At 63.6% G+C, this 18,691-nt stretch carries 18 protein-coding genes; 6 read left to right on the top strand and 12 right to left on the bottom strand.

Annotation, left to right across the window (positions count from 1 at the left end; all coding sequences use genetic code 11):
* Positions 1 to 10: 10 nt before the first annotated feature.
* From EB231_RS06420 to EB231_RS06390, 7 genes are all read right to left on the bottom strand, one after another.
* Complete coding sequence (locus EB231_RS06420) at positions 11 to 739, bottom strand: ABC transporter ATP-binding protein (protein ID WP_140776550.1); 729 nt, start codon at positions 737 to 739, stop codon at positions 11 to 13.
* A complete protein-coding gene (locus EB231_RS06415) occupies positions 739 to 2,259 on the bottom strand; it encodes an ATP-binding cassette domain-containing protein (protein ID WP_246740888.1) in 1,521 nt (506 codons plus the stop codon). Before EB231_RS06415 ends, EB231_RS06420 begins: the two co-directional genes overlap by 1 nt.
* Entirely contained in the window at positions 2,259 to 3,854 is a 1,596-nt protein-coding gene (gene livM / locus EB231_RS06410) for a high-affinity branched-chain amino acid ABC transporter permease LivM (RefSeq protein ID WP_172348090.1), read from the bottom strand. Before livM ends, EB231_RS06415 begins: the two co-directional genes overlap by 1 nt.
* A 4-nt stretch (positions 3,855 to 3,858) precedes the next feature.
* Positions 3,859 to 4,761 (bottom strand): branched-chain amino acid ABC transporter permease, encoded by a 903-nt coding sequence (locus EB231_RS06405; protein ID WP_172348089.1) that lies wholly within the window; start codon positions 4,759 to 4,761, stop codon positions 3,859 to 3,861.
* A gap of 335 nt (positions 4,762 to 5,096) precedes the next feature.
* Entirely contained in the window at positions 5,097 to 6,098 is a 1,002-nt protein-coding gene (locus EB231_RS06400) for a 4-hydroxyproline epimerase (RefSeq protein WP_056575294.1), read from the bottom strand.
* A gap of 15 nt (positions 6,099 to 6,113) precedes the next feature.
* Positions 6,114 to 7,433, bottom strand: a complete 1,320-nt coding sequence (locus EB231_RS06395; RefSeq protein WP_172348088.1) for an NAD(P)/FAD-dependent oxidoreductase — start codon at positions 7,431 to 7,433, stop codon at positions 6,114 to 6,116.
* Positions 7,434 to 7,496: 63 nt separating this feature from the next.
* Positions 7,497 to 8,390 carry a dihydrodipicolinate synthase family protein gene (locus EB231_RS06390; protein ID WP_140776560.1) on the bottom strand — a complete coding sequence of 298 codons (894 nt, stop codon included), beginning with the start codon at positions 8,388 to 8,390 and terminating at the stop codon, positions 7,497 to 7,499.
* Positions 8,391 to 8,459: 69 nt separating this feature from the next.
* Between EB231_RS06390 and EB231_RS06385 the strand changes: the two genes are divergently transcribed.
* Entirely contained in the window at positions 8,460 to 9,152 is a 693-nt protein-coding gene (locus EB231_RS06385) for a GntR family transcriptional regulator (protein WP_172348087.1), read from the top strand.
* A gap of 8 nt (positions 9,153 to 9,160) precedes the next feature.
* Here the strand turns inward: EB231_RS06385 and EB231_RS06380 are convergent, their stop codons facing one another.
* Together EB231_RS06380 and EB231_RS06375 are read right to left on the bottom strand one after the other, a co-directional pair.
* On the bottom strand, positions 9,161 to 9,472 hold the full coding sequence (locus EB231_RS06380) for a hypothetical protein (RefSeq protein ID WP_172348086.1): 312 nt from the start codon (positions 9,470 to 9,472) through the stop codon (positions 9,161 to 9,163).
* A gap of 226 nt (positions 9,473 to 9,698) precedes the next feature.
* Positions 9,699 to 10,112, bottom strand: a complete 414-nt coding sequence (locus EB231_RS06375) for a winged helix-turn-helix transcriptional regulator (RefSeq protein WP_246740887.1) — start codon at positions 10,110 to 10,112, stop codon at positions 9,699 to 9,701.
* 83 nt (positions 10,113 to 10,195) lie between these two features.
* Here EB231_RS06375 and EB231_RS06370 point away from each other — a divergent pair, with 83 nt between their 5' ends.
* A complete protein-coding gene (locus tag EB231_RS06370) occupies positions 10,196 to 10,525 on the top strand; it encodes a nuclear transport factor 2 family protein (RefSeq protein WP_172348085.1) in 330 nt (109 codons plus the stop codon).
* Entirely contained in the window at positions 10,522 to 11,322 is an 801-nt protein-coding gene (locus EB231_RS06365; protein ID WP_172348084.1) for an SDR family oxidoreductase, read from the top strand. Before EB231_RS06370 ends, EB231_RS06365 begins: the two co-directional genes overlap by 4 nt.
* A gap of 72 nt (positions 11,323 to 11,394) precedes the next feature.
* Here the strand turns inward: EB231_RS06365 and EB231_RS06360 are convergent, their stop codons facing one another.
* Positions 11,395 to 12,891: a CoA-acylating methylmalonate-semialdehyde dehydrogenase gene (locus tag EB231_RS06360; protein WP_172348083.1), complete on the bottom strand. Its 1,497-nt coding sequence runs from the start codon at positions 12,889 to 12,891 to the stop codon at positions 11,395 to 11,397.
* A gap of 161 nt (positions 12,892 to 13,052) precedes the next feature.
* Here EB231_RS06360 and EB231_RS06355 point away from each other — a divergent pair, with 161 nt between their 5' ends.
* Entirely contained in the window at positions 13,053 to 13,931 is an 879-nt protein-coding gene (locus EB231_RS06355) for a LysR family transcriptional regulator (RefSeq protein WP_172348082.1), read from the top strand.
* A gap of 32 nt (positions 13,932 to 13,963) precedes the next feature.
* On the opposite strand, the gene EB231_RS06350 is transcribed toward EB231_RS06355, so the two are convergent.
* Positions 13,964 to 14,530, bottom strand: a complete 567-nt coding sequence (locus EB231_RS06350) for a hypothetical protein (RefSeq protein WP_172348081.1) — start codon at positions 14,528 to 14,530, stop codon at positions 13,964 to 13,966.
* Positions 14,531 to 14,731: 201 nt separating this feature from the next.
* On the opposite strand from EB231_RS06350, the gene EB231_RS06345 reads away from it, so the two are divergent.
* On the top strand, positions 14,732 to 15,175 hold the full coding sequence (locus EB231_RS06345; protein ID WP_172348080.1) for a hypothetical protein: 444 nt from the start codon (positions 14,732 to 14,734) through the stop codon (positions 15,173 to 15,175).
* Entirely contained in the window at positions 15,172 to 17,331 is a 2,160-nt protein-coding gene (locus tag EB231_RS06340) for a phospholipase D-like domain-containing protein (RefSeq protein WP_172348079.1), read from the top strand. Before EB231_RS06345 ends, EB231_RS06340 begins: the two co-directional genes overlap by 4 nt.
* A gap of 70 nt (positions 17,332 to 17,401) precedes the next feature.
* Here EB231_RS06340 and EB231_RS06335 read toward each other — a convergent pair whose 3' ends face one another.
* The gene (locus EB231_RS06335) at positions 17,402 to 18,658 is read right to left on the bottom strand and encodes a D-amino acid dehydrogenase (RefSeq protein WP_172348078.1); all 1,257 of its coding nucleotides are present in this window, start codon (positions 18,656 to 18,658) and stop codon (positions 17,402 to 17,404) included.
* Positions 18,659 to 18,691: the final 33 nt, after the last annotated feature.

Here is an 18,691-nt window from a genome sequence, read left to right as displayed (position 1 = left end):
ACTCCTGAACTCAGTGATGTCCGCCTTCGAGATAGGCGGCGCGCACTTCCGGATTAGCGAGCAGTTCCTTGCCGGTGCCGCTCATCGTCACATTGCCGTTGACCATGACATAGCCGCGCGTGGCGAGCTTCAGCGCGCCGAAGGCATTCTGCTCTACGAGGAACACGGTCAGCCCTTGCGTGCGGTTCAGCTCGCGGATGGCATCGAAGATCTGCTTGACGATCAGCGGCGCCAGCCCCAGCGACGGCTCGTCGAGCAGAAGCAGTTTCGGCCGCGCCATCAGCGCGCGTCCGATCGACAGCATTTGCTGCTCGCCGCCCGACAGCGTGCCGCCGCGCTGGGCGATGCGCTCCTTCAGCCGCGGGAACAGCGTGAACACCTTCTCGACGTCCTCGTCATAGTGCTTGAGATTGTCGAGGCTGGCGCCCATTTGCAGGTTTTCCATCACCGTCATGCGCGGGAAGATGCGTCGGCCTTCGGGTGATTGCGCGATGCGCATGCGTGCGATTTCGTGCGTCGGCAATTGGGTGATGTCGGTGCCGGCGAAGGTGATTGTGCCCGTGCGGGCGCGCGGAGCCCCGAAAATGGTCATCATCAGCGTCGACTTGCCGGCGCCGTTGGCGCCGATCAGCGCCACGATCTCGCCCTCGTTGACGGAGACATCGACGCCGTTCAGCGCCCGGATGTTGCCGTAGTAGGTCTCAACGCCCTTGATATCGAGCAGCCTTGTCCCGGCCATTATTTGCCCCCTCCACGCTTGCTCGACACAGGTTTGGCCGCGGCCTTCCCCGAAGCCGCACTTGCGGTCTTCGATGCCGCAGTGGCACTCTTTGCCGAAGTATGGCTGGTTGCCACCTTGCCCGCGTCGACACGGCGCGAGAATTCCGTATCCTTGCCCTGACCGAGCAGCTTGGCCTGCTTGACCCACTCCTCGCGCGCGATGCGCCCGTCGAAGGCGAGATAGGCTTCGGCCGCCTCGACGTCGGCCTTCTTCCAGGCGCCGATCTGGTCGAAGTGGAAGATGCCGTGTTCGTTGAGCTTCTTTTCGTTGACCGTGCCGATGCCCTTGATGCGGGTCAGATTGTCTGCCTTGCCGCCACGAGGGGCGGCAAGGCGGTTCGAAATGCCTTCAGCCTTCGCCGCGGGCGCCTTGGTGGCGGTTTTCTTCGGTGCGGCCTTCGCCGCTCCGGCCTTCGCGGCCGATCTTGATGGTGTCCCGACAGGTTTGCTCACCACGGTGGCCGCGCGGGCATCGATCTGCGCCGCTTTCGAGGCGCCCTTCGACACGGTGACGCGCTCGCCCTCGCTGTGTCCGACGGTGTCGGTCACCGGTCCTGCCAGGTAGGATGACGATGTCCCCGGGCCATGCGCGGCATCCGGCCCGATGTCGAGCTGCTCGATGACGTCCTCGTCGCCGACCTCGGTCAGCACGGTCTCGACCTCCTCGTCGTCGACGCCGAGATAGGCGGCGATGACGCGCGGATCGGTGCGCACCGACTGCGGATTGCCGTCGGAGATCTTGCGACCGTATTCCAGCACCACGACGTGGTCGGAAATCTGCATGACCACCGACATGTCGTGCTCGATCAGGAGTATCGAGGTGCCGGTTGTATGCTTGATGTCCATCAAGAGTTCGTTGAGTGCCGCCGATTCCTTCGGATTAAGGCCGGCCGCCGGCTCGTCGAGGCACAGAAGCTCGGGCCCGGTGCACATGGCACGCGCGATCTCGAGACGCCGCTGCGCGCCATAGGGCAGGTCGCCGGCCGGATCGTCGGCTCGGTCGACGAGATCGGCCTTCTCGAGCCAGTGTCTGGCCAGGTCCACCGATTCGGCCGAGGCCTTGCGGTAGCCGCTGAAGCCGAACAGGCCTAGGATCGTATAGCCCGATGCCTTCATCAGCTTGTTGTGCTGGGCGACCAAAAGGTTCTCCAGCAGCGTCATGCCCGAGAACAGGCGGATGTTCTGGAAGGTACGCGCCACCTTGGCGCGCGCCGGGATCTGATGGTTGGGCAACCGTTCGAGCAGATAGCTCGAACCGTCGGCGCGGTTGAGCGTGATCATGCCTTCCGACGGCTTGTAGAAGCCGGTGATGCAGTTGAACACGGTGGTCTTGCCGGCACCGTTGGGGCCGATTAGTGCCGTGATCTCGCCGCGCCTGGCGGTGAAGGACAGGTCGCCGATGGCGACCAGGCCGCCGAACTTCATCGACAGATGATCGACCTGCAGGATGGCTTCTTTCATTTGCGTGGTCGCATTCATCAGCCGTGGCCCTCCTTGGTGAAGGAGCTTGAGACAGCCCTTCGCTCCTTGAGGAAGGCGGTTGGTTCACGACTGCCGACGAAACCGCGCGGCTTCCACAGCATGACGATGACCATGGCCATGCCGAACAGAAGCATGCGGTAGAGTTCCGGGGTGAAATCAGGCCCGAAGACCTGCTTGAGGAAGTCGAGTTCGCGCAGTGCCTCGGTGCCGCCGATCATCACCATCGCGGCGACCGCGATGCCGACCAGCGACCCCATGCCGCCGAGCACGACGATGGCCAGGATGATGGCCGATTCCAGGAAGACGAAGGATTCGGGGCTGACGAAACCTTGCCGTGCGGCGAAGAACGAGCCGGCGAACCCGCCGAACATGGCGCCGGTGGCAAACGCCGTCAGCTTGGTCGTCGTCGTGTTGATGCCGAGCGAGCGGCAGGCGATCTCGTCCTCGCGCAGCGCTTCCCAGGCACGGCCGACAGGCATGCGCCGCAGGCGGATCGTGACGAAGGCGGTGAGCAGCGCCAGCGCCAGGATCAGGTAGTAGAGGAATATCTTGTAGTAGGCGCTCGAGGTCGCGAGGTGCAGAACCTTGGCGATGTAGTTGGGGTCCGAAACGTTGAAGGTCATCAGGCCGAAGAAGGTGACTTTCGGAATGCCGGAGATGCCGGCCGAGCCATTGGTCACGTCGCGCCAGTTGATCAGCACCAGGCGGATGATCTCACCGAAGGCGAGCGTGACGATCGCCAGGTAGTCGCCGCGCAGGCGCAGCACCGGAAAGCCGAGCAGCACCCCCCACAGCGCCGCCATGGCGCCCGCGGCCGGCAGCAGGATCCAGAACGACAGGCCGAAATGCGTGGCGAGCAGCGCGTAGGCGTAAGCGCCGACCGCGTAGAAGGCGACGTAGCCGAGGTCGAGCAGGCCGGCGAGGCCGACGACGATGTTCAGTCCCCAGGCCAGCATCACATAGATCAGGATCTGGATGCCGAAATTGTCGACCCATTTCAGCGAGCCCTGCAGCCCGGTGGCGACAGACCACGACATGAGCGACAGCACGGCGACGACAAGAATCGGGTAGAGCACCAGCGCGGCAATGCCGAGCTTGGTGAAGTTGGCATGGATGAAGCCGCGGAAATAGTAGATCACGCAGGCCAGCACATAAATGACCGCCAGGGCGCGCAGGAATTGCAGGTAGCCCGCCGGTTCCGCTCCCACCCATCCGGCGAGCGAGTTGTTGAACACGAACAACAGCACCGCCGCGACGATGGCCCCGATGAAGGCCGGCAGCGTGAAGAAACGCGACGCCACGCTGGCCGGCAACAGGCCGGTGGCTACGTTGGCGATCTTCTGGTTGGCCATGAAGGGTTGGCCGTAGGCAACGTAGAGAAAGCGTCCGACCGCGGTCGCGATGACCACGGCGGCGAGCAGGCCCCAGCGCTGCACGACGACCAGTTCGTTGGACATGTTCTGGTCGGTTCTGAGCCCGATGAACAGCACGAACAGGCCAAGCGCGATGGCGCCAGCATACAAGGCCTCGCGCAATGCGCGCGCCACGGGGTTGGCGACGGTGTCGCGGTCGGGAGAAACGGTCACGGCCATGGTCTCAGACCTTTTCGACTTCTGGCCGGCCCAATATGCCGGAAGGCAGGAAGATCAGCACGATGGCCAGGATCGAGAACGCCGCCACGTCCTTGTAGTCGATCGAGAAATAGGCCGACCACATGCTCTCGATGAAGCCGATCAGCAACCCGCCGAGCACGGCACCGGGAAGCGAGCCTATGCCGCCAAGCACCGCCGCGGTGAACGCCTTCACCCCTGGGACGAAGCCGTCGGAGAAGGCGATGACGCCGTAATACATCAGGAACAGCGTGCCGGCGACGGCGGCAAGGGCCGCGCCCATGATGAAGGTGATCGAGATTGTGCGGTCGACATCGATGCCGAGCAGCGCGGCCATCTTGCGGTCCTGCTCGCAGGCCCGCTGGGCGCGGCCAAGCGAGGTCCTGTTGACCAGGTACCAGAACAGCACCAGAAGCAGCGCCGTGACGACGACGATGATGATCTGCTTGAGCGAAACGCTGACGCCGTTGATGTTATAGACCTGGCTGACCATCGGCGGAATCGGCTTGTTGCGCGGGCCTTGCGTGACCTGGACGAAGTTCGACAGTGCGATCGACATGCCGATGGCGGTGATCAGCGGCGCCAGCCGGAACGAACCGCGCAGCGGCCTGTAGGCCACCTTCTCGATCGTCCAGTTATAGAGGCTGGTGAGCAGCATCGCCACGATCATCATGACCAGCAGCGCGATGACCACGGGCACCGAATAAAACAGCGCGCCGAGGATGAGGAAGACGATCAGCGCCGTGAAGGCGCCCACCATGAAAATGTCGCCATGGGCGAAGTTGATCATGCCAATGATGCCGTAGACCATCGTGTAGCCGATCGCGATCAGCCCATAGATCGATCCCAGCGTCAGCCCGTTGATAAGCTGCTGGACAAAGTACTGCATGTGTACATGGCTCCCCTGGAATGTCGCCCATGCAGACGCATCCCTTTTCGTATTTCCCCTAGTCGTAAAGTTTCGAGCCCGGATTGCAACGTGATTTTTTTGATCGCCCCGCGTGTTTCCGATTCACGTCGTTCCGACCGCCCATTCTTTGCACCCGACCCTGGACTATCGCGGACCCTATCATTGGCATAACGCAATGTCCTTGATGATTCAGACGTATAATGCGCTCCGTTTCGAAGAAACTGCCGTCAAAATTAGGTGATAGGACGAATCGTTGCGTTCCTGACATGGTTCGTTCTTTTGCCGCATACCTTTCCGCAAGGGCAGGATTCCTCCTACTTGACAACAAAACCATGCGCGAACGGATCCCGGTCATCGATGAAGATCGTGTTCAGTCCGGTCATCCGTGCCCAGCCGCCGATCGAGGGAATGATCGCCGGCTTGCCAGCCACGGTGACCTCTTTTTCGACCTTGCCCTTGAACAGCGAACCGATGATCGATTCATGCACGAAGGCGTCGCCGGCCTTCAGCTTGCCCTTGGCATGAAGCTGCGCCATGCGCGCCGAGGTGCCCGTGCCGCACGGTGAGCGGTCTATCGCCTTGTCGCCGTAGAAGACGGCATTGCGGGCATCGGCCCCTTCCACCGTCGGCTCGCCCGTCCACAGCATGTGCGAGAGCCGGTTGATGCCGGGGTTTTCCGGATGCACGAAGGTGTATTTCTCGTTGAGCCGCTGCCGCACCACCGGGCTCCAGGCGATAAGATCGCCGGCCGAATAATCCGCCATGTCGCGAAAGTTCTTCTGCGGCTCCACGATGGCGTAGAAATTGCCGCCATAGGCGACATCGACGGTGATCTCGCCGAGCCCGGGACATTCGACCGTCAGGCCTTCGGCATGTAGGAACGACGGTACGTTGGTGATGCGCACCTCTTCGACATACTCGCCGACCTGTTTGTATTCGGCGATGACCAGGCCGGCCGGCGTGTCGAGCCTCAGCACACCTGGCGTCTTCGGCTTGATCAGCCCGTGTTCGATCGCCATCGTCACCGTGCCTATGGTGCCGTGGCCGCACATCGGCAGGCAGCCGGAGGTTTCGATGAACAGGATCGCGATGTCGCAATCCTCGCGCGTCGGCGGATAGAGGATCGAACCCGACATCACGTCGTGGCCGCGCGGCTCGAACATCAGGCCGGTGCGGATCCAGTCATATTCGGCGAGGAAGTGCGCGCGCCTTTCCATCATGGTCGAGCCCGCAAGCAGCGGGCCGCCGCCGGCGACCAGCCGCACCGGATTGCCGCAAGTGTGGCCGTCGATGCAGAAGAAGGATTTCTTGGCCATGTCGCTCCTCGAAAATCAAAACCGTTGTGGGCTGAAAGGGGCCAGATCAACCTGCGGAGTCTGCCCCAGGACGAGTTCCCGGATCAACCGCCCGGTCGCCGCCGCCTGCGTCAGGCCGAGATGGCCATGGCCGAAGGCATAGACAACCGACCGGCTTCCCGGCGCCTTGCCGATGACAGGCACCGAATCCGGCAGTGAGGGCCGGAACCCCATCCATTCGCGGCCGCCGGACGGGTTGAGCCCCGGCAGGAATTGCTGCGCCTTCCGCAACAGCGCTTTCGACCGGTTGAAATTGGGCGGCCGCTCGATACCGCCGAGTTCGACCGCCCCGCCAACGCGCAGGCCCGTTTCGAGCGGCGTGATGACGAAGCCATGGCCTGAGAAGATCAGTTGCCGCCTCACATCGAAGGCGTTCCGCGGCAAGGTCGTATTGTAGCCGCGCTCGGTCTCCAGCGGGATGCGGTCGCAGAGCTGTCGCGCCAAGAGGTGCGACCAGGCGCCGGCGGCGACGACGAGCTGCCTGGCTTGCCGGCTGGTGCCGTCGGCCAGTGTCAGTGTCGCGCCATTCTGGTCCGTTGCTATCCGGTCGATGCGCGCCATTTCAAAGCGGGCCCCCTTGGCCTCGGCGTAAGCCCAAATCGCCTTGCCGAGCAGCTTTGGATCGGCGATCGTCTTCCAGCCCGGCACGAAGGTGCCCTTGATGAAGCGCGGTGAAAGGCCCGGCTGCAGATCCGCCAGACTTTCGCCCTCGACATGGCGGAAGCCGATGCCGAAACGTTCGCGCGCCGCCCAGCCCGGCAGCGAGGCGCGGAACTCGGCTTCGCTTTCATAGAATTCGAGCGAGCCATCCTCGCGCAGCATGCGCCTTGTACCGGAACGATCGAGCAAGCCCATCCATTCCGCTTCGGCGAGCTTCATCAGGCCGGCCTGGGCGGCGAGGCTGGCCTCGTATTTCGCCGGTGCGCCGGCGCGCCAGAAGCGGATCAGCCAGGGCAGCAGCTTCGGCAGGTAGGCCGGTGGAATGCTGAGTGGGCCGAGCGGATCGGCCAGCCATTTCGGCAGATTCTTGATCATGCCCTTGTGCGCCATCGGCAGCACGTCGGAGAAGGCAAGGGCGGCGGCATTGCCGGAACTCGTTTCCTCGCAGATGCCGGTGCGGTCGAAGACCGTTACGTTTCGCCCGGCCTCGGCAAGGAAGGCCGCCGCGCAAATGCCGATGATACCGCCGCCGATGATGGCGATGTCTTCCCCTTCCCCCCGTTCACGGGGAGAAGGCGCCCCAAGGGCCGATGAGGGGCGGCGCCCCTCGTCTGGAGATTTGGAATTTCCCTGCACGTCGATGCTGCCTCTCCCCTGACCGCGACCATCTTCTCCCGGTGAACGGGGAGAAGAAAGCCCTCAGAACTGCGGCAGCTTCGGACGAACCGCCAGAGCGTCCTTGACGATCTTCTCGACCGCCTTGCGGCGCTCGCCCGACAAGGGCTGGCGCGGCATGCGCACACGGTCATTGGTGTTGATGGCGAAGACTTCCGCGAGCTTGATGTTCTGCACCAGATAGGTCGAGACGTCGAGGTCGAGCAGCGGCCGGAACCAGCGGTAGATGGCGAGTGCCTCCTCGCGGCGGCCCTGCTTCATCAGCTGATAGATGGCGACGGTCTCGCGCGGGAAGGCGGTGACCAGGCCGGCCACCCAGCCAATGGCGCCGACCGACAGCGCCTCGAAGGCCAGATTGTCGACGCCGGTGAACAGGTCGTAGCGGCTGCCCAGGCGGTTGATGATCTCTGTCGAGCGGCGAATGTCGTCCGAGGATTCCTTGATGGCGACAAAACGTTTGTCCGATGCCAGCTCCTCCATCTGATCGACGGTGACGTCGACACGGTAGGCAAGCCGGTTGGAATAGATCATGACCGGCAGGTCGCCAGCTTCGGCGACGGCGCGCAGCGCCGCGACAGTCTCTTCCGCGTTGGTGTGGTAGATCGGGCTCGGCACCACCATCAGGCCGTTGGCGCCTTCCTTGGCGGCGCGCTTGGCGATGCTGGCCGCCTCGCGGGTACCCGCCTCGTTGACCGTCAGCAGCACGGGCTTCTTGCCGGCGACTTTCTGCGCGGTCTTCAGCACCTCGATCTTCTCGTCATGCGACAGCATCGGCCCTTCGCCGAGCGAGCCGCAGACGATTATGCCGTCGCAGCCGGCCTCCATCTGCAGGTTGAAGCAGCGCTCCATCTCGGCGTGGTCGAGCCGATCGTCGGCGGTGAATTTGGTCGTGACTGCGGGGAAAACTCCGGTCCACATAGCTATCTCTCCATCTGATATATCAGTCGTATATCTATTAAGAAAGCCGCTGTCAATGCGGAATCTGTTATGATATATTCTAGATATATCAGGAGACCACCTTTGATATCCATCGAACCAGGATCGACACCCGAGCCGGCCGCGACCAAGGCCTACCGTGTGCTCGAGCATATGATCGTCACGCTGGAGCTGGCGCCGGCGAGCTTTGTCACCGAGGGCGCGCTCATCGAAAGGCTGGCGCTCGGCCGCACGCCCGTGCGCGAGGCGATCCAGCGACTGGCCTGGGAAGGGCTGCTCGACGTCAGGCCACGCGCCGGCATCGCGATCGCGCCGCTGCATCCCGGCGACTGGTTGCGCGTTCTCGACGCCCGGCGCGGCGTCGAGGTGGTGCTTGCCCGCTCGGCCGCCCGCTTCGTCACCCGCGAGGCCGCCGATCTGTTTCACGAGGCGGCGCTGGCCATGCAGAAGGCGGTCATATCAGGCAATGTGCTTGCCTTCATCCAGGCCGACAAGGCGCTCGACGAAGCGCTGGCGCTGGCCGCCGACAATCCGTTCGCCGCCCGTCTGGCCGCGCCCCTGCAGACCCACAGCCGCCGCTTCTGGTTCCGCTACAAGGCGGATACGGGCCTGGCCGAGTCAGCCGAGCATCACGTCGCGCTGATCCGCTCGATCCTCGACGGCGATGAGGAGGCCGCGGCCAAGGATGCCAAGCGGCTGATGGCGCTCCTGCGTGGCCATGCCGAGACGGCGGCGACGCGCTGAACGGGCGATCAGATCCCTTGCGCGGCGTTGATGGCGGTATTCTCCCATCCATCGCCGGTCGCGAAGATGCAGCTTCGGCCGTTCACATCGGTCACCAGCATGGACCAGGTCCCACTCGCCGAAACATAGACCTCGACAATGGCGGCTTGGCCGACAACACCGTAGCCGATCTGCTTTTGTTGAAAGGCCTGCGCCAGTCCCGCGACGATGTCGCTGTGGCCGCCGCAGATAAACTGCGCCTGCGCCGATAGCGCCGACAGCGCGAGCGCGGCGCCGATGACGGCTATCCTGACCCATCGAAACGAAAATTTGTGTGCCATTTGGCACCTCCTTCGCCTTCGCGTTCCGGCAAAGGGAGGCACATGGGGCAGCCTCAATGCACCGGAACGCTCCAGGCCGGGTTCGACGTCTTCATCACGTCACTCCTTCTGGTTTCCGGTCTGTCGTCGGGGAACTTTACCATTCCCTGGAATCGATATGGTGAGGTCCCGATCCGAAAACAAGCGTCATTCCGGAGCTCGCGGCGCGATGCAGACGACGACCCCGTCAAGCTTCCGCCGGGTCGCGGAGTGCCGCCCATTTCAACAAGGCGTCGAGGGCCGGGCACAGGGCCTGACCCCAATCGGTCAGGCAGTACTCGACCTTGGGCGGCACCTGGTGGTGCACAATACGGCGCACGATGCCGTCGCTCTCCATCTGCCGCAACTGCTGGATCAGCATTTTCTGCGAGATTGTCGGGATCGCCCGTTCGAGGTCGGAAAAGCGCAGCACCTTGCCGCCGAATAGATGAAACAGGATCACCAGCTTCCAGCGGCCCTCGAGGATACGCAGCACATTCTCGACGCCGCTGGCCGCCGACAACGGCGTCAGTGTCTCGGGCTCACTTTCGGGCTCAACCTTACTTTCAGGCCCAGCCTTACTTTCAGGTAAGTACCTTACTTTTTCGTCGGTTCTTGTCATTTCACCAGCATATCTCATTTTAGAGGCCGCACAAGCGCCGCCGGCCTCCGCCGGCGGCGGCAACCCGCACCGGAGACGACACCATGACCGCAAATCTTCCGCAGCCGCTGGCCAACTATTTCGCCGCCAAGAACAGGCATGACATCGACGCCATGCTGGCGCCCTTCGCATCGGACGCCACGGTCAAGGACGAAGGCAAAACCCATCGGGGTCTGGCCGCCATCCGCGGTTGGATGGAGGAGACGACACGCAAATACCGGGTGACCGTCGAGGTCGCCGACGCGACGGTCCATGGCGATGCATGGCGGATCGCCGGCATCGTGTCAGGCAATTTCCCGGGCAGCCCCGCGACGCTCCATTATGCCTTCACGCTGGCCGGCGACCGGATCACGCGGCTGGAGATCGGCGCATGACCATCGTTCAGAAATTTGCGTTCGACGACCGGGAATTTGCCGGCAAGCGCGTTCTGGTCACCGGCGGTACCAAGGGCGCCGGCGAAGCCATCGTGCGCAGGCTTTCGGCGGCAGGCGCGATCGTTATTACCACTGCCCGCTCAGCGACCGAAGCATCATCGCAAGAGCTGTTCGTGCAGGCCGATGTGAGTACTTTGGCGGGTACCGAGACAGTGGCCGCGGCCATAATGAAGCAGCTTGGCGGCATCGACATCATCGTGCACAGCGTCGGCGGTTCGAAAAGCCCCGGCGGCGGATTTGCCGGACTGACCGATCAGCTCTGGCAGGACGAGCTCAGCCTCAATCTGCTGGCGGCGGTGCGGCTCGATCGCTTGCTGATTCCCGGCATGATCGAGCAAGGCGCAGGCGTGATCATCCACATATCGTCGATCCAGCGCCGCCTGCCGCTGCACGAATCCACCATCGCCTATGCGGCGGCCAAGGCAGCCCTTTCAACCTACAGCAAGGTGCTATCCAAGGAACTCGGCCCGAAAGGCATCCGGGTCAACAGCGTGGCCCCGGGCTGGATCCACACCAGCGCATCGGAAGCCATGGTGAAGCGGCTGGCATCCCACTCGGGCTCGGATGAGGCAACCGCCCGCCAGGGCATCATGGATGCGCTGGGCGGCATCCCGATCGGCCGGCCGGCATGGCCGCAGGAGGTTGCGGAACTTGTGGCATTCCTTGTCTCGGACCGCGCTTCGGCAATCCACGGCGCCGAATACGTCATCGACGGCGGCACCATACCGACGGTCTGAAGGAGGCAAGCGAACGACAAAAACAAAAAGAGGCGGGATGAGCCGCCTCTTTTTGTTTGGAACGTTTCCCGATCAGTTCATCGTCGGGATGACGAATTCCGCACCGTCCTTGATGCCGGACGGCCAGCGCGAGGTCACCGTCTTGGTCTTGGTGTAGAAGCGGAAGGCATCGGCACCATGCTGGTTGAGGTCGCCGAAGGAAGACGCCTTCCAGCCGCCGAACGTGTAATAGGCGATCGGCACCGGGATCGGCACGTTGACGCCGACCATGCCGACCTGGACGCGCGAGGCAAAGTCACGCGCGGCGTCGCCGTCGCGGGTGAAGATGGCGACGCCATTGCCCATTTCGTGGTCGTTGGCGAGCTTGATCGCGCTCTCATAGGTCGGGGCGCGCACCACCGAGAGCACCGGCCCGAAGATTTCTTCCTTGTAGATGCGCATGTCTGCCGTGACGTTGTCGAACAGGCAGCCGCCCATATAGTAGCCGTTCTCGTAGCCCTGCATCTTGAAGCCGCGGCCGTCGACGACCAGCTTGGCGCCTTCCTTGACACCGGTGTCGACATAACCCTTCACGCGCTCCAGCGCCTGCGCCGTCACCAGCGGGCCGAAATCGGCGGCCGAATCCGTCGACGGGCCGACCTTCAGGCTCTCGACACGCGGAACCAGCTTCTCCATCAGCCGGTTGGCGGTGTCGTTGCCGACCGGAACCGCCACCGAGATCGCCATGCAGCGCTCGCCGGCCGAGCCGTAACCGGCGCCGATCAGCGCGTCGACGGTCTGATCCATGTCGGCGTCGGGCATGATGATCATGTGGTTCTTGGCGCCGCCGAAGCACTGCACGCGCTTGCCGGCGGCCGTGCCGCGCGAATAGATGTAGTGGGCGATCGGCGTCGAGCCGACGAAGCCGACGGCCTTGATGTCGGGATCGTCGAGGATGGCGTCGACGACTTCCTTGTCGCCGTTGACGACGTTGAGGATGCCTGCCGGCAGGCCAGCCTCGAGGAACAATTCGGCGATGCGGATCGGCACGCCCGGGTCACGCTCGGACGGCTTCAGGATGAAGGCATTGCCGCATGCAATCGCAGGCGCGATCTTCCACAGCGGGATCATCGCCGGGAAGTTGAACGGCGTGATGCCGGCGACGACGCCGAGCGGCTGGCGCATCGAGTAGACATCGATGCCGGGGCCGGCGCCATCGGTGAACTCGCCCTTCATCATATGCGGCGCGCCGATGCAGACTTCCACCACTTCGAGGCCGCGCTGGATGTCACCCTTGGCGTCGGCGATCGTCTTGCCGTGCTCGCGCGCCAGTATGTCGGCCAGTTCGTCATAGTCGCGGGCGACCAGTTCGAGGAATTTCATCAGCACGCGCACGCGGCGCTGCGGGTTGGTGGCGGCCCATTTCGGCTGCGCCGCCTTGGCATCCTCGACCGCCGCGCGCAGTTCCGCCTGCGAGGCCAGCGCCACCGTGCCGCGCACGGAGCCGTCCATGGGCTGCATGACATCCTGCTTGCGGCCGCTGGTGCCGGCGACACGCTTGCCGCCGATGAAATGACCGTATTCGATCATGATTTCTCTCCCTGGGTTTGTGATGCTGTATTGTCCGCCTTTGCGGGGTCGAAGGCAACGCGAGGGAGAACGCAACCGTTGTGCGAAAATTAGATATCGATTGACGAGCGCGCATCAATTCTCGCAAATAGTGGTCACAACATATCTCCTGAAGGATTCCCATGAACTGGGATGACGTCCGCATCTTCCTCGCCGTCGCCCGCGCCGGCCAGATCCTTGGCGCCGCCAGGCGGCTGGAACTCAACCACGCCACCGTGTCGCGCCGCATCGCCGCGCTCGAAGACGCGCTGCGTACAAAACTCTTTCGCCGCCTGACCACCGGCAGCGAACTGACGCCCGCCGGCGAGCGCTTCCTCGATATTGCCGAGCGCATGGAGGGCGACATGATCGCCGCGCGTTCGACCATTGCCGGCGAGGACGACGTCTCGGGCACGGTGCGCATCGGAGCACCCGACGGCTTCGGCGTCGCCTTCCTGGCCAGACGTCTCGGCGAACTGACCGCACTGCATCGCGAACTGACGATCCAGCTCGTGCCGGTGCCGCGTTCCTTCTCCCTGTCCCGGCGCGAGGCCGACATCGCCATCACCGTCGAGCGGCCGACGGAGGGCCGGCTGGTGGCCGGAAAGCTGGTCGACTACTCGCTCGGCCTGTTTGCGTCGCGGGCCTATGCCGACGCCAATGGTCTGCCCAGGACCGCCGCCGAACTCGGCCAGCACACGCTCATCGGTTATGTTCCGGATCTCATTGTCAGCCCATCGCTCGACTACGCGGCCGAGTTCAGCGCGGACTGGCGCACCAGCTTCGCCATTTCGTCCGCGCTCGGCCAGGCCGAAGCGGTGCGCTCGGGCGCCGGCATCGGCATCCTGCACACCTTCGTCGCGCGTTCGATGCCGGAACTGGTGGCCGTCGATGTGGTAGCGCCCATCCGCCGCGCCTACTGGCTGGTCTATCACGAATCGGTCAGGCCGCTGCGCCGCATCCAGATTGTCGCCAGCTTCATCACCAAGGCGGTTGAGCGGGAACGGGGCTTGTTCAGCTAATTTTCGGCAAACCGGCAATCGCAGTGCGCTGTTCAAGTCGGGTCGAGAACGAAAGAATTCACCACACGCTCAGCCTTGTCCGCCATTGGCGCCCACATCTGCTTCACCTGCTCGGCGCTCTGGCTCATCACCGCGCAGTTGACATAGCCGTAGCGCACTCCTCGCACCGAAAACGCAAACCTGGAATGGCCATACAGGGTCCTATCCTTGTCGATAACCGTAAAGTCCAGATCGGCAAGCCGCACGGGGTAGCCGTCCGGAAACTTTGCAAGCTTGTCATTGCTGAAATTGGCTGTGCTGTATGATCTACCTATCATCCACTTCCACGTATCCATCGACCAATCCTCGATGAACTTGCGCGGATCGGGCGGCGAACCCGATGGGCTGTAGAGAGAGCCGGAGACCATACAGGTAAGCCCCTGATCGCTGGATTTTACACTCATCAAAATCCCCTCGTCGGAAAGCGGCTCATTGATCCACTCCTCGGGAAAGGTCAGCGAAACCCCGTTGTTTCGGTCATGAACGGTCTTGTCGGCAGCATTGGCTCCTGCAACGCAGCAAAGAAGTCCTACCATCGTAACGAGAGGGTAGATCCGCATCGTTGTTTGTCCCCCAAATGCCTGTCGGGTTTGTGGGCCCTTCAGGAAGATTGTATCGCAGCGACAATATCACTGCCCGCCAACACACGCCGCCTTTTCCTTGCCATAAAACCGACCAGTGTGGCATCAGGCATGCGGTCGTCGGCCACTAGGCAGGGCCACCGGGTGGGAAAATCGTTCAGAAAGCTGGCGCGGATAAAAATGCGAGCCGTTCTTGCCATCCTCCCGCTGCTTTTGGTTTCCGCATGCGCCAATCCATGGACGAAGGTGCCGGAAGCCGAATTGCCCAAACCGATCCGCTACGTCATGGCCCGCCCCTCGCCCTTCGTCATCGGCAATTACTGCGGCCCCGGCACCCGCACCGGCGATCTGTCGGCCCGGCCGGTCGACCGCCTCGATGCGGTATGCCAGACCCATGACGCCTGCTATATCGCCCGCCACAATCATTGCGACTGCGACGGCGCGCTTGTCGCCTCGGCCAGGGCAATCCGCGACGACAAGACGGCGCCGCGAAAAATGCGCGGCGAGGCGGAACTGCTGATCGCCACTTTCGCCATCCCGGCCTGCAAGGTTTTTCCGCAAGGCTTCATGCCGCCGCGCGACCCGGCGCAGTTGAGCGCCATGAAGGCCGGAGCCGCCGGGTGAACCGCCGCGCATCCGCCCTCCCTGCCGTGTTCGGACTGGTGCTCATCGCCCTTGCCGGCTGCGCCGGCGCAAGCCGCGATGCCTGCGACCTCCTGCCTGGCCAGGAGGCCTGCACACGGCCCTCGCTGTCGGCCAGCACGCCCGGGCCGCAGGTGGCAGCGTCGCGGTTTTTCGGCGATGCCGGCACCAACGACTATGAAAGACGGTTCCTGGCACTGCTCGCCCACAACCAGCTTGGCGCCATGGATCGCGCCAACGGCACCGGCCCTTTCGGGCGCAACCGCCGCGATGTCCAAAATCGCGACTTCCAGGCGACCTATTCGACGCTGCAGCAACTCGCCGGACCAGTCGCCAAGGCGCATCTGCGGCCAGCCGGTGGCGGCAGCGGCGAAGGCCATTTCGCCGGACGCTGGCGGGTCTCGCGGCAGACGCTCTACATCGATGCGGCTGCGCGCGCCTCGGCACCCAAGACTTTCGATTTCTCCGGCCTGCAGGCACGCAGCACCGAAATCGTCGTACGCCAGGCCGGCAAGCAGCCTGCCGACATCGAGGGCACCTGCGACGGCGCATTGGCGATCCGGACCGCCGGAGCCTCCCGCACCATCGCCGCCGGCGCGGAATTCCGCTTTCGCCTGTCGGGCGAGGACGATGCGGTCAGCCTGTTTCCCGGCGACAGCCTGAGCCGCTGCACGGCGAGGATCCGTTCCAGCCTTGACCCGGCAGGCGCACCGCTCACCATCCGGCGCGAAGAGACCGCCGATCCGGCGCTCGCCAGCTTCGACAGCCGCTACCAGCGTTGCCCGGTTCCCGACAGCGCCGGCCTCGACGCGCTTGAGCGCGCCTTCTATGCCAGCCGCTGGCTGTCGCAGACCTGCGCCATGCCGATCGGCGCACCCAAGCTGCTGCGCAAGTCGCGCGAGGGCTTCAACGCCAAGGTCGAGGCGCTGATGGGCGCGCCGCTGTCCGATGCGGCAATAGACAAGGGCGACCCGGAACTGCCGCTCGATTTCTCCAGGGCGCCAAGGCTGAAGCTGATCTATCTGTCCTCGCTGGAATTCAAGGCGGACTTTTCCGGCCGCATCATCGAACGGCTGATTCGCCATCATGCGGCCCTTGGCACCAAGGTGCGCATCATGGTCACCGATGTGCTGGAACGCGACAAGGACGATGCCATGCTGCACCGCCTGGCGGCCGAGTTCCCTAACGTCCAGTTGCAGGAATACCGCTGGCGCGCCGATCATGGCGCGCCGATCGACGAGCAGATTTCACAACTGCACAAGGTCCTTCACATCAAGATGTTGGCGGCGCTGGCGCAGGACCCCGCGCGCTCGCGCGTCATCATCGGCGGCCGCAACATCCATGACGGCTTCCTGTTCCACCAGCCGATCGACCTGTCGCGCTATCCGAACCTTGAGCAATACGGCAAGACCGACGGCTTTTCGCTGAACTACTATTCGAACTGGAGCGACTTCGACATCGAGTTCGCCGACAGGCCGACGGTCGAGACGCTTGCCGCGCACCTGTCGACCGTGTGGCAGCGCGACGCCGACACCAATCTTGCGCGCCCCTTCTCCATCCCGGTTCGCGCCGATGGCCGCCCCCTGGGCAACGCCCGGCATTTCATTTCCGTGCCCTACGAGGACGGCCATGCTCTGGAGGACTATTTCGTCGAGCTGGTCGATGCCGCCCAGCACCATATCCAGATCGTCAACCCCTATCTCAATCTGACGCCGAGCCTCGCCCACGCCTTTGACCGGGCACTCGCCCGCGGCGTCAAGATCGACATTGTCGGCCGCATCGATCTCAAGGGCGATATTGGCGGCAAGTTCCTCACCGCGCTCAACAAGCTGTTCGTCGAGAAATATGGCGACCGCATCAATATCCGCGAATTCAAGGCGCCCGACGTGGTGCTGCATTCCAAGATCATGATGATCGACGAAAGGCTGGTCGCCATCTCCTCGGTCAACCTCAACAACCGCAGCTTCTTCCACGATTCGGAGAACGGCATGATGGTGCTCGATCCCGCCTTCTACGTCAGGATGAAGCCGATCTACGACGACTATCTCGCCCACTCGAACCCGGTTTCCACCGAGGTGACGATCCCCTGGGCCTACCGGCTGCTGTTCGACGAGGCCTGGGTCAGGCAGGCGTTCTGATGCAATTCCAGGAAAAGCGTAAAGCGGTTTTCCGTACGGAATTGCATCCACCCAAGAGGACGCGCCGCTCCTATTTCAGGTAGCGTTCCTGCGCCAGGGCACGGGCGTCGATGTCGGGCACCCGGTTCGACATGATGTCGGCAAGCACCTTGGCCGAGCCGCAGGCCATGGTCCAGCCGAGCGTGCCATGGCCGGTGTTGAGATAGAGATTGGAAAGCTCGGTGCGGCCGATCAGCGGTGGCCCATCCGGCGTCATCGGCCGCAGGCCGCACCAGAAGGTCGCCTCGCGCATGGCGCCGGCGCCTGGAAAGAGATCGCCGACCGAATGTTCGAGCGTGCGGCGCCGCGATTCATGCAGCCTGAGGTCGAAGCCCGAGATCTCGGCCGTGCCGCCGACGCGGATGCGGTCGCCCAGCCGGGTGATCGCCACCTTGTAGGTTTCGTCCATCACGGTCGACACAGGCGCCAAGTCGGCATCCTTGATCGGCACGGTGATCGAATAGCCCTTCACCGGATAGACCGGGATCGACCGCTTCATCCGGCGCATGAAGCCCGCCGAATAGCTGCCCAGCGCCATCACATAGGCGTCGGAGGCCTTGAAACCCTTGCTGGTGCTGAGGTTGGCGATGCGGTTGCGGCTGCGGATGACGCGGTATATCGTCGTGTCGTACTCGAACTTCACGCCGCGCGCCACGCAGAGTTCCGTCAATTTGTCGGTGAACATCTTGCAGTCGCCGGTCTCGTCATGCGGCAGCCGCAGCCCTCCGACGAATTTCTCGCGCACGCCGGCCAGCGCCGGTTCCGCCGCGATGCAGCCGTCCGGGTCGAGGATCTCGTAGGGCACGCCATATTTCTTCAGCACATCGACATCGCCCGCGGTGCCGTCAAGCTGCTTTTGCGTGCGGAACAACTGCAGCGTGCCCTGGGTCCGCTCGTCGTAAGTGATGCCGGTCGCCTCGCGCAACGCCTTCAGCGTGTCGCGGCTGTATTCGGCCAGCGGCACCATGCGCGATTTGTTGACCGCATAGCGCTCGGCCGTGCAGTTGCGCAGCATCTTGACCAGCCAGGTCCACATATACGGATCGAAAGCCGGCCGCACCACCAGCGGACCATGCTTCATCAACAGCCATTTGATCGCCTTGAGCGGAATGCCGGGCCCGGCCCAGGGCGAGGCATAGCCGGGCGAAATCTCGCCGGCATTGGCAAAGCTGGTTTCCAGTGCCGGGCCTTTCTGGCGGTCGACCACCGTCACCTCATGGCCGGCCTCGGCGAGATAGTAGGCCGTGGTCACCCCGATGACGCCACTGCCCAATACCATGATCTTCATCGTTCACTCCTTGCCGCGCCGCGCGTCCCCAGG

Source organism: Mesorhizobium sp. NZP2298 (genome assembly GCF_013170825.1).
Taxonomy (GTDB): domain Bacteria; phylum Pseudomonadota; class Alphaproteobacteria; order Rhizobiales; family Rhizobiaceae; genus Mesorhizobium.
The sequence above is the reverse complement of the archived record's forward strand: the minus strand, read 5'-3'. Positions and strand labels throughout refer to the sequence as shown.

Coding starts and splice junctions, on each gene's coding strand:
- EB231_RS06400 (WP_056575294.1), bottom strand. CDS start 6,098: ATGGCCAAGAAATCCTTCTTCTGCATCGACGGCCACACTTGCGGCAAT.
- EB231_RS06335 (WP_172348078.1), bottom strand. CDS start 18,658: ATGAAGATCATGGTATTGGGCAGTGGCGTCATCGGGGTGACCACGGCC.
- livM (WP_172348090.1), bottom strand. CDS start 3,854: ATGGCCGTGACCGTTTCTCCCGACCGCGACACCGTCGCCAACCCCGTG.
- EB231_RS06415 (WP_246740888.1), bottom strand. CDS start 2,259: ATGAATGCGACCACGCAAATGAAAGAAGCCATCCTGCAGGTCGATCAT.
- EB231_RS06390 (WP_140776560.1), bottom strand. CDS start 8,390: ATGTGGACCGGAGTTTTCCCCGCAGTCACGACCAAATTCACCGCCGAC.
- EB231_RS06365 (WP_172348084.1), top strand. CDS start 10,522: ATGACCATCGTTCAGAAATTTGCGTTCGACGACCGGGAATTTGCCGGC.
- EB231_RS06405 (WP_172348089.1), bottom strand. CDS start 4,761: ATGCAGTACTTTGTCCAGCAGCTTATCAACGGGCTGACGCTGGGATCG.
- EB231_RS06385 (WP_172348087.1), top strand. CDS start 8,460: ATGATATATTCTAGATATATCAGGAGACCACCTTTGATATCCATCGAA.
- EB231_RS06375 (WP_246740887.1), bottom strand. CDS start 10,112: ATGACAAGAACCGACGAAAAAGTAAGGTACTTACCTGAAAGTAAGGCT.
- EB231_RS06370 (WP_172348085.1), top strand. CDS start 10,196: ATGACCGCAAATCTTCCGCAGCCGCTGGCCAACTATTTCGCCGCCAAG.
- EB231_RS06360 (WP_172348083.1), bottom strand. CDS start 12,891: ATGATCGAATACGGTCATTTCATCGGCGGCAAGCGTGTCGCCGGCACC.
- EB231_RS06380 (WP_172348086.1), bottom strand. CDS start 9,472: ATGGCACACAAATTTTCGTTTCGATGGGTCAGGATAGCCGTCATCGGC.
- EB231_RS06345 (WP_172348080.1), top strand. CDS start 14,732: ATGCGAGCCGTTCTTGCCATCCTCCCGCTGCTTTTGGTTTCCGCATGC.
- EB231_RS06420 (WP_140776550.1), bottom strand. CDS start 739: ATGGCCGGGACAAGGCTGCTCGATATCAAGGGCGTTGAGACCTACTAC.
- EB231_RS06355 (WP_172348082.1), top strand. CDS start 13,053: ATGAACTGGGATGACGTCCGCATCTTCCTCGCCGTCGCCCGCGCCGGC.
- EB231_RS06350 (WP_172348081.1), bottom strand. CDS start 14,530: ATGCGGATCTACCCTCTCGTTACGATGGTAGGACTTCTTTGCTGCGTT.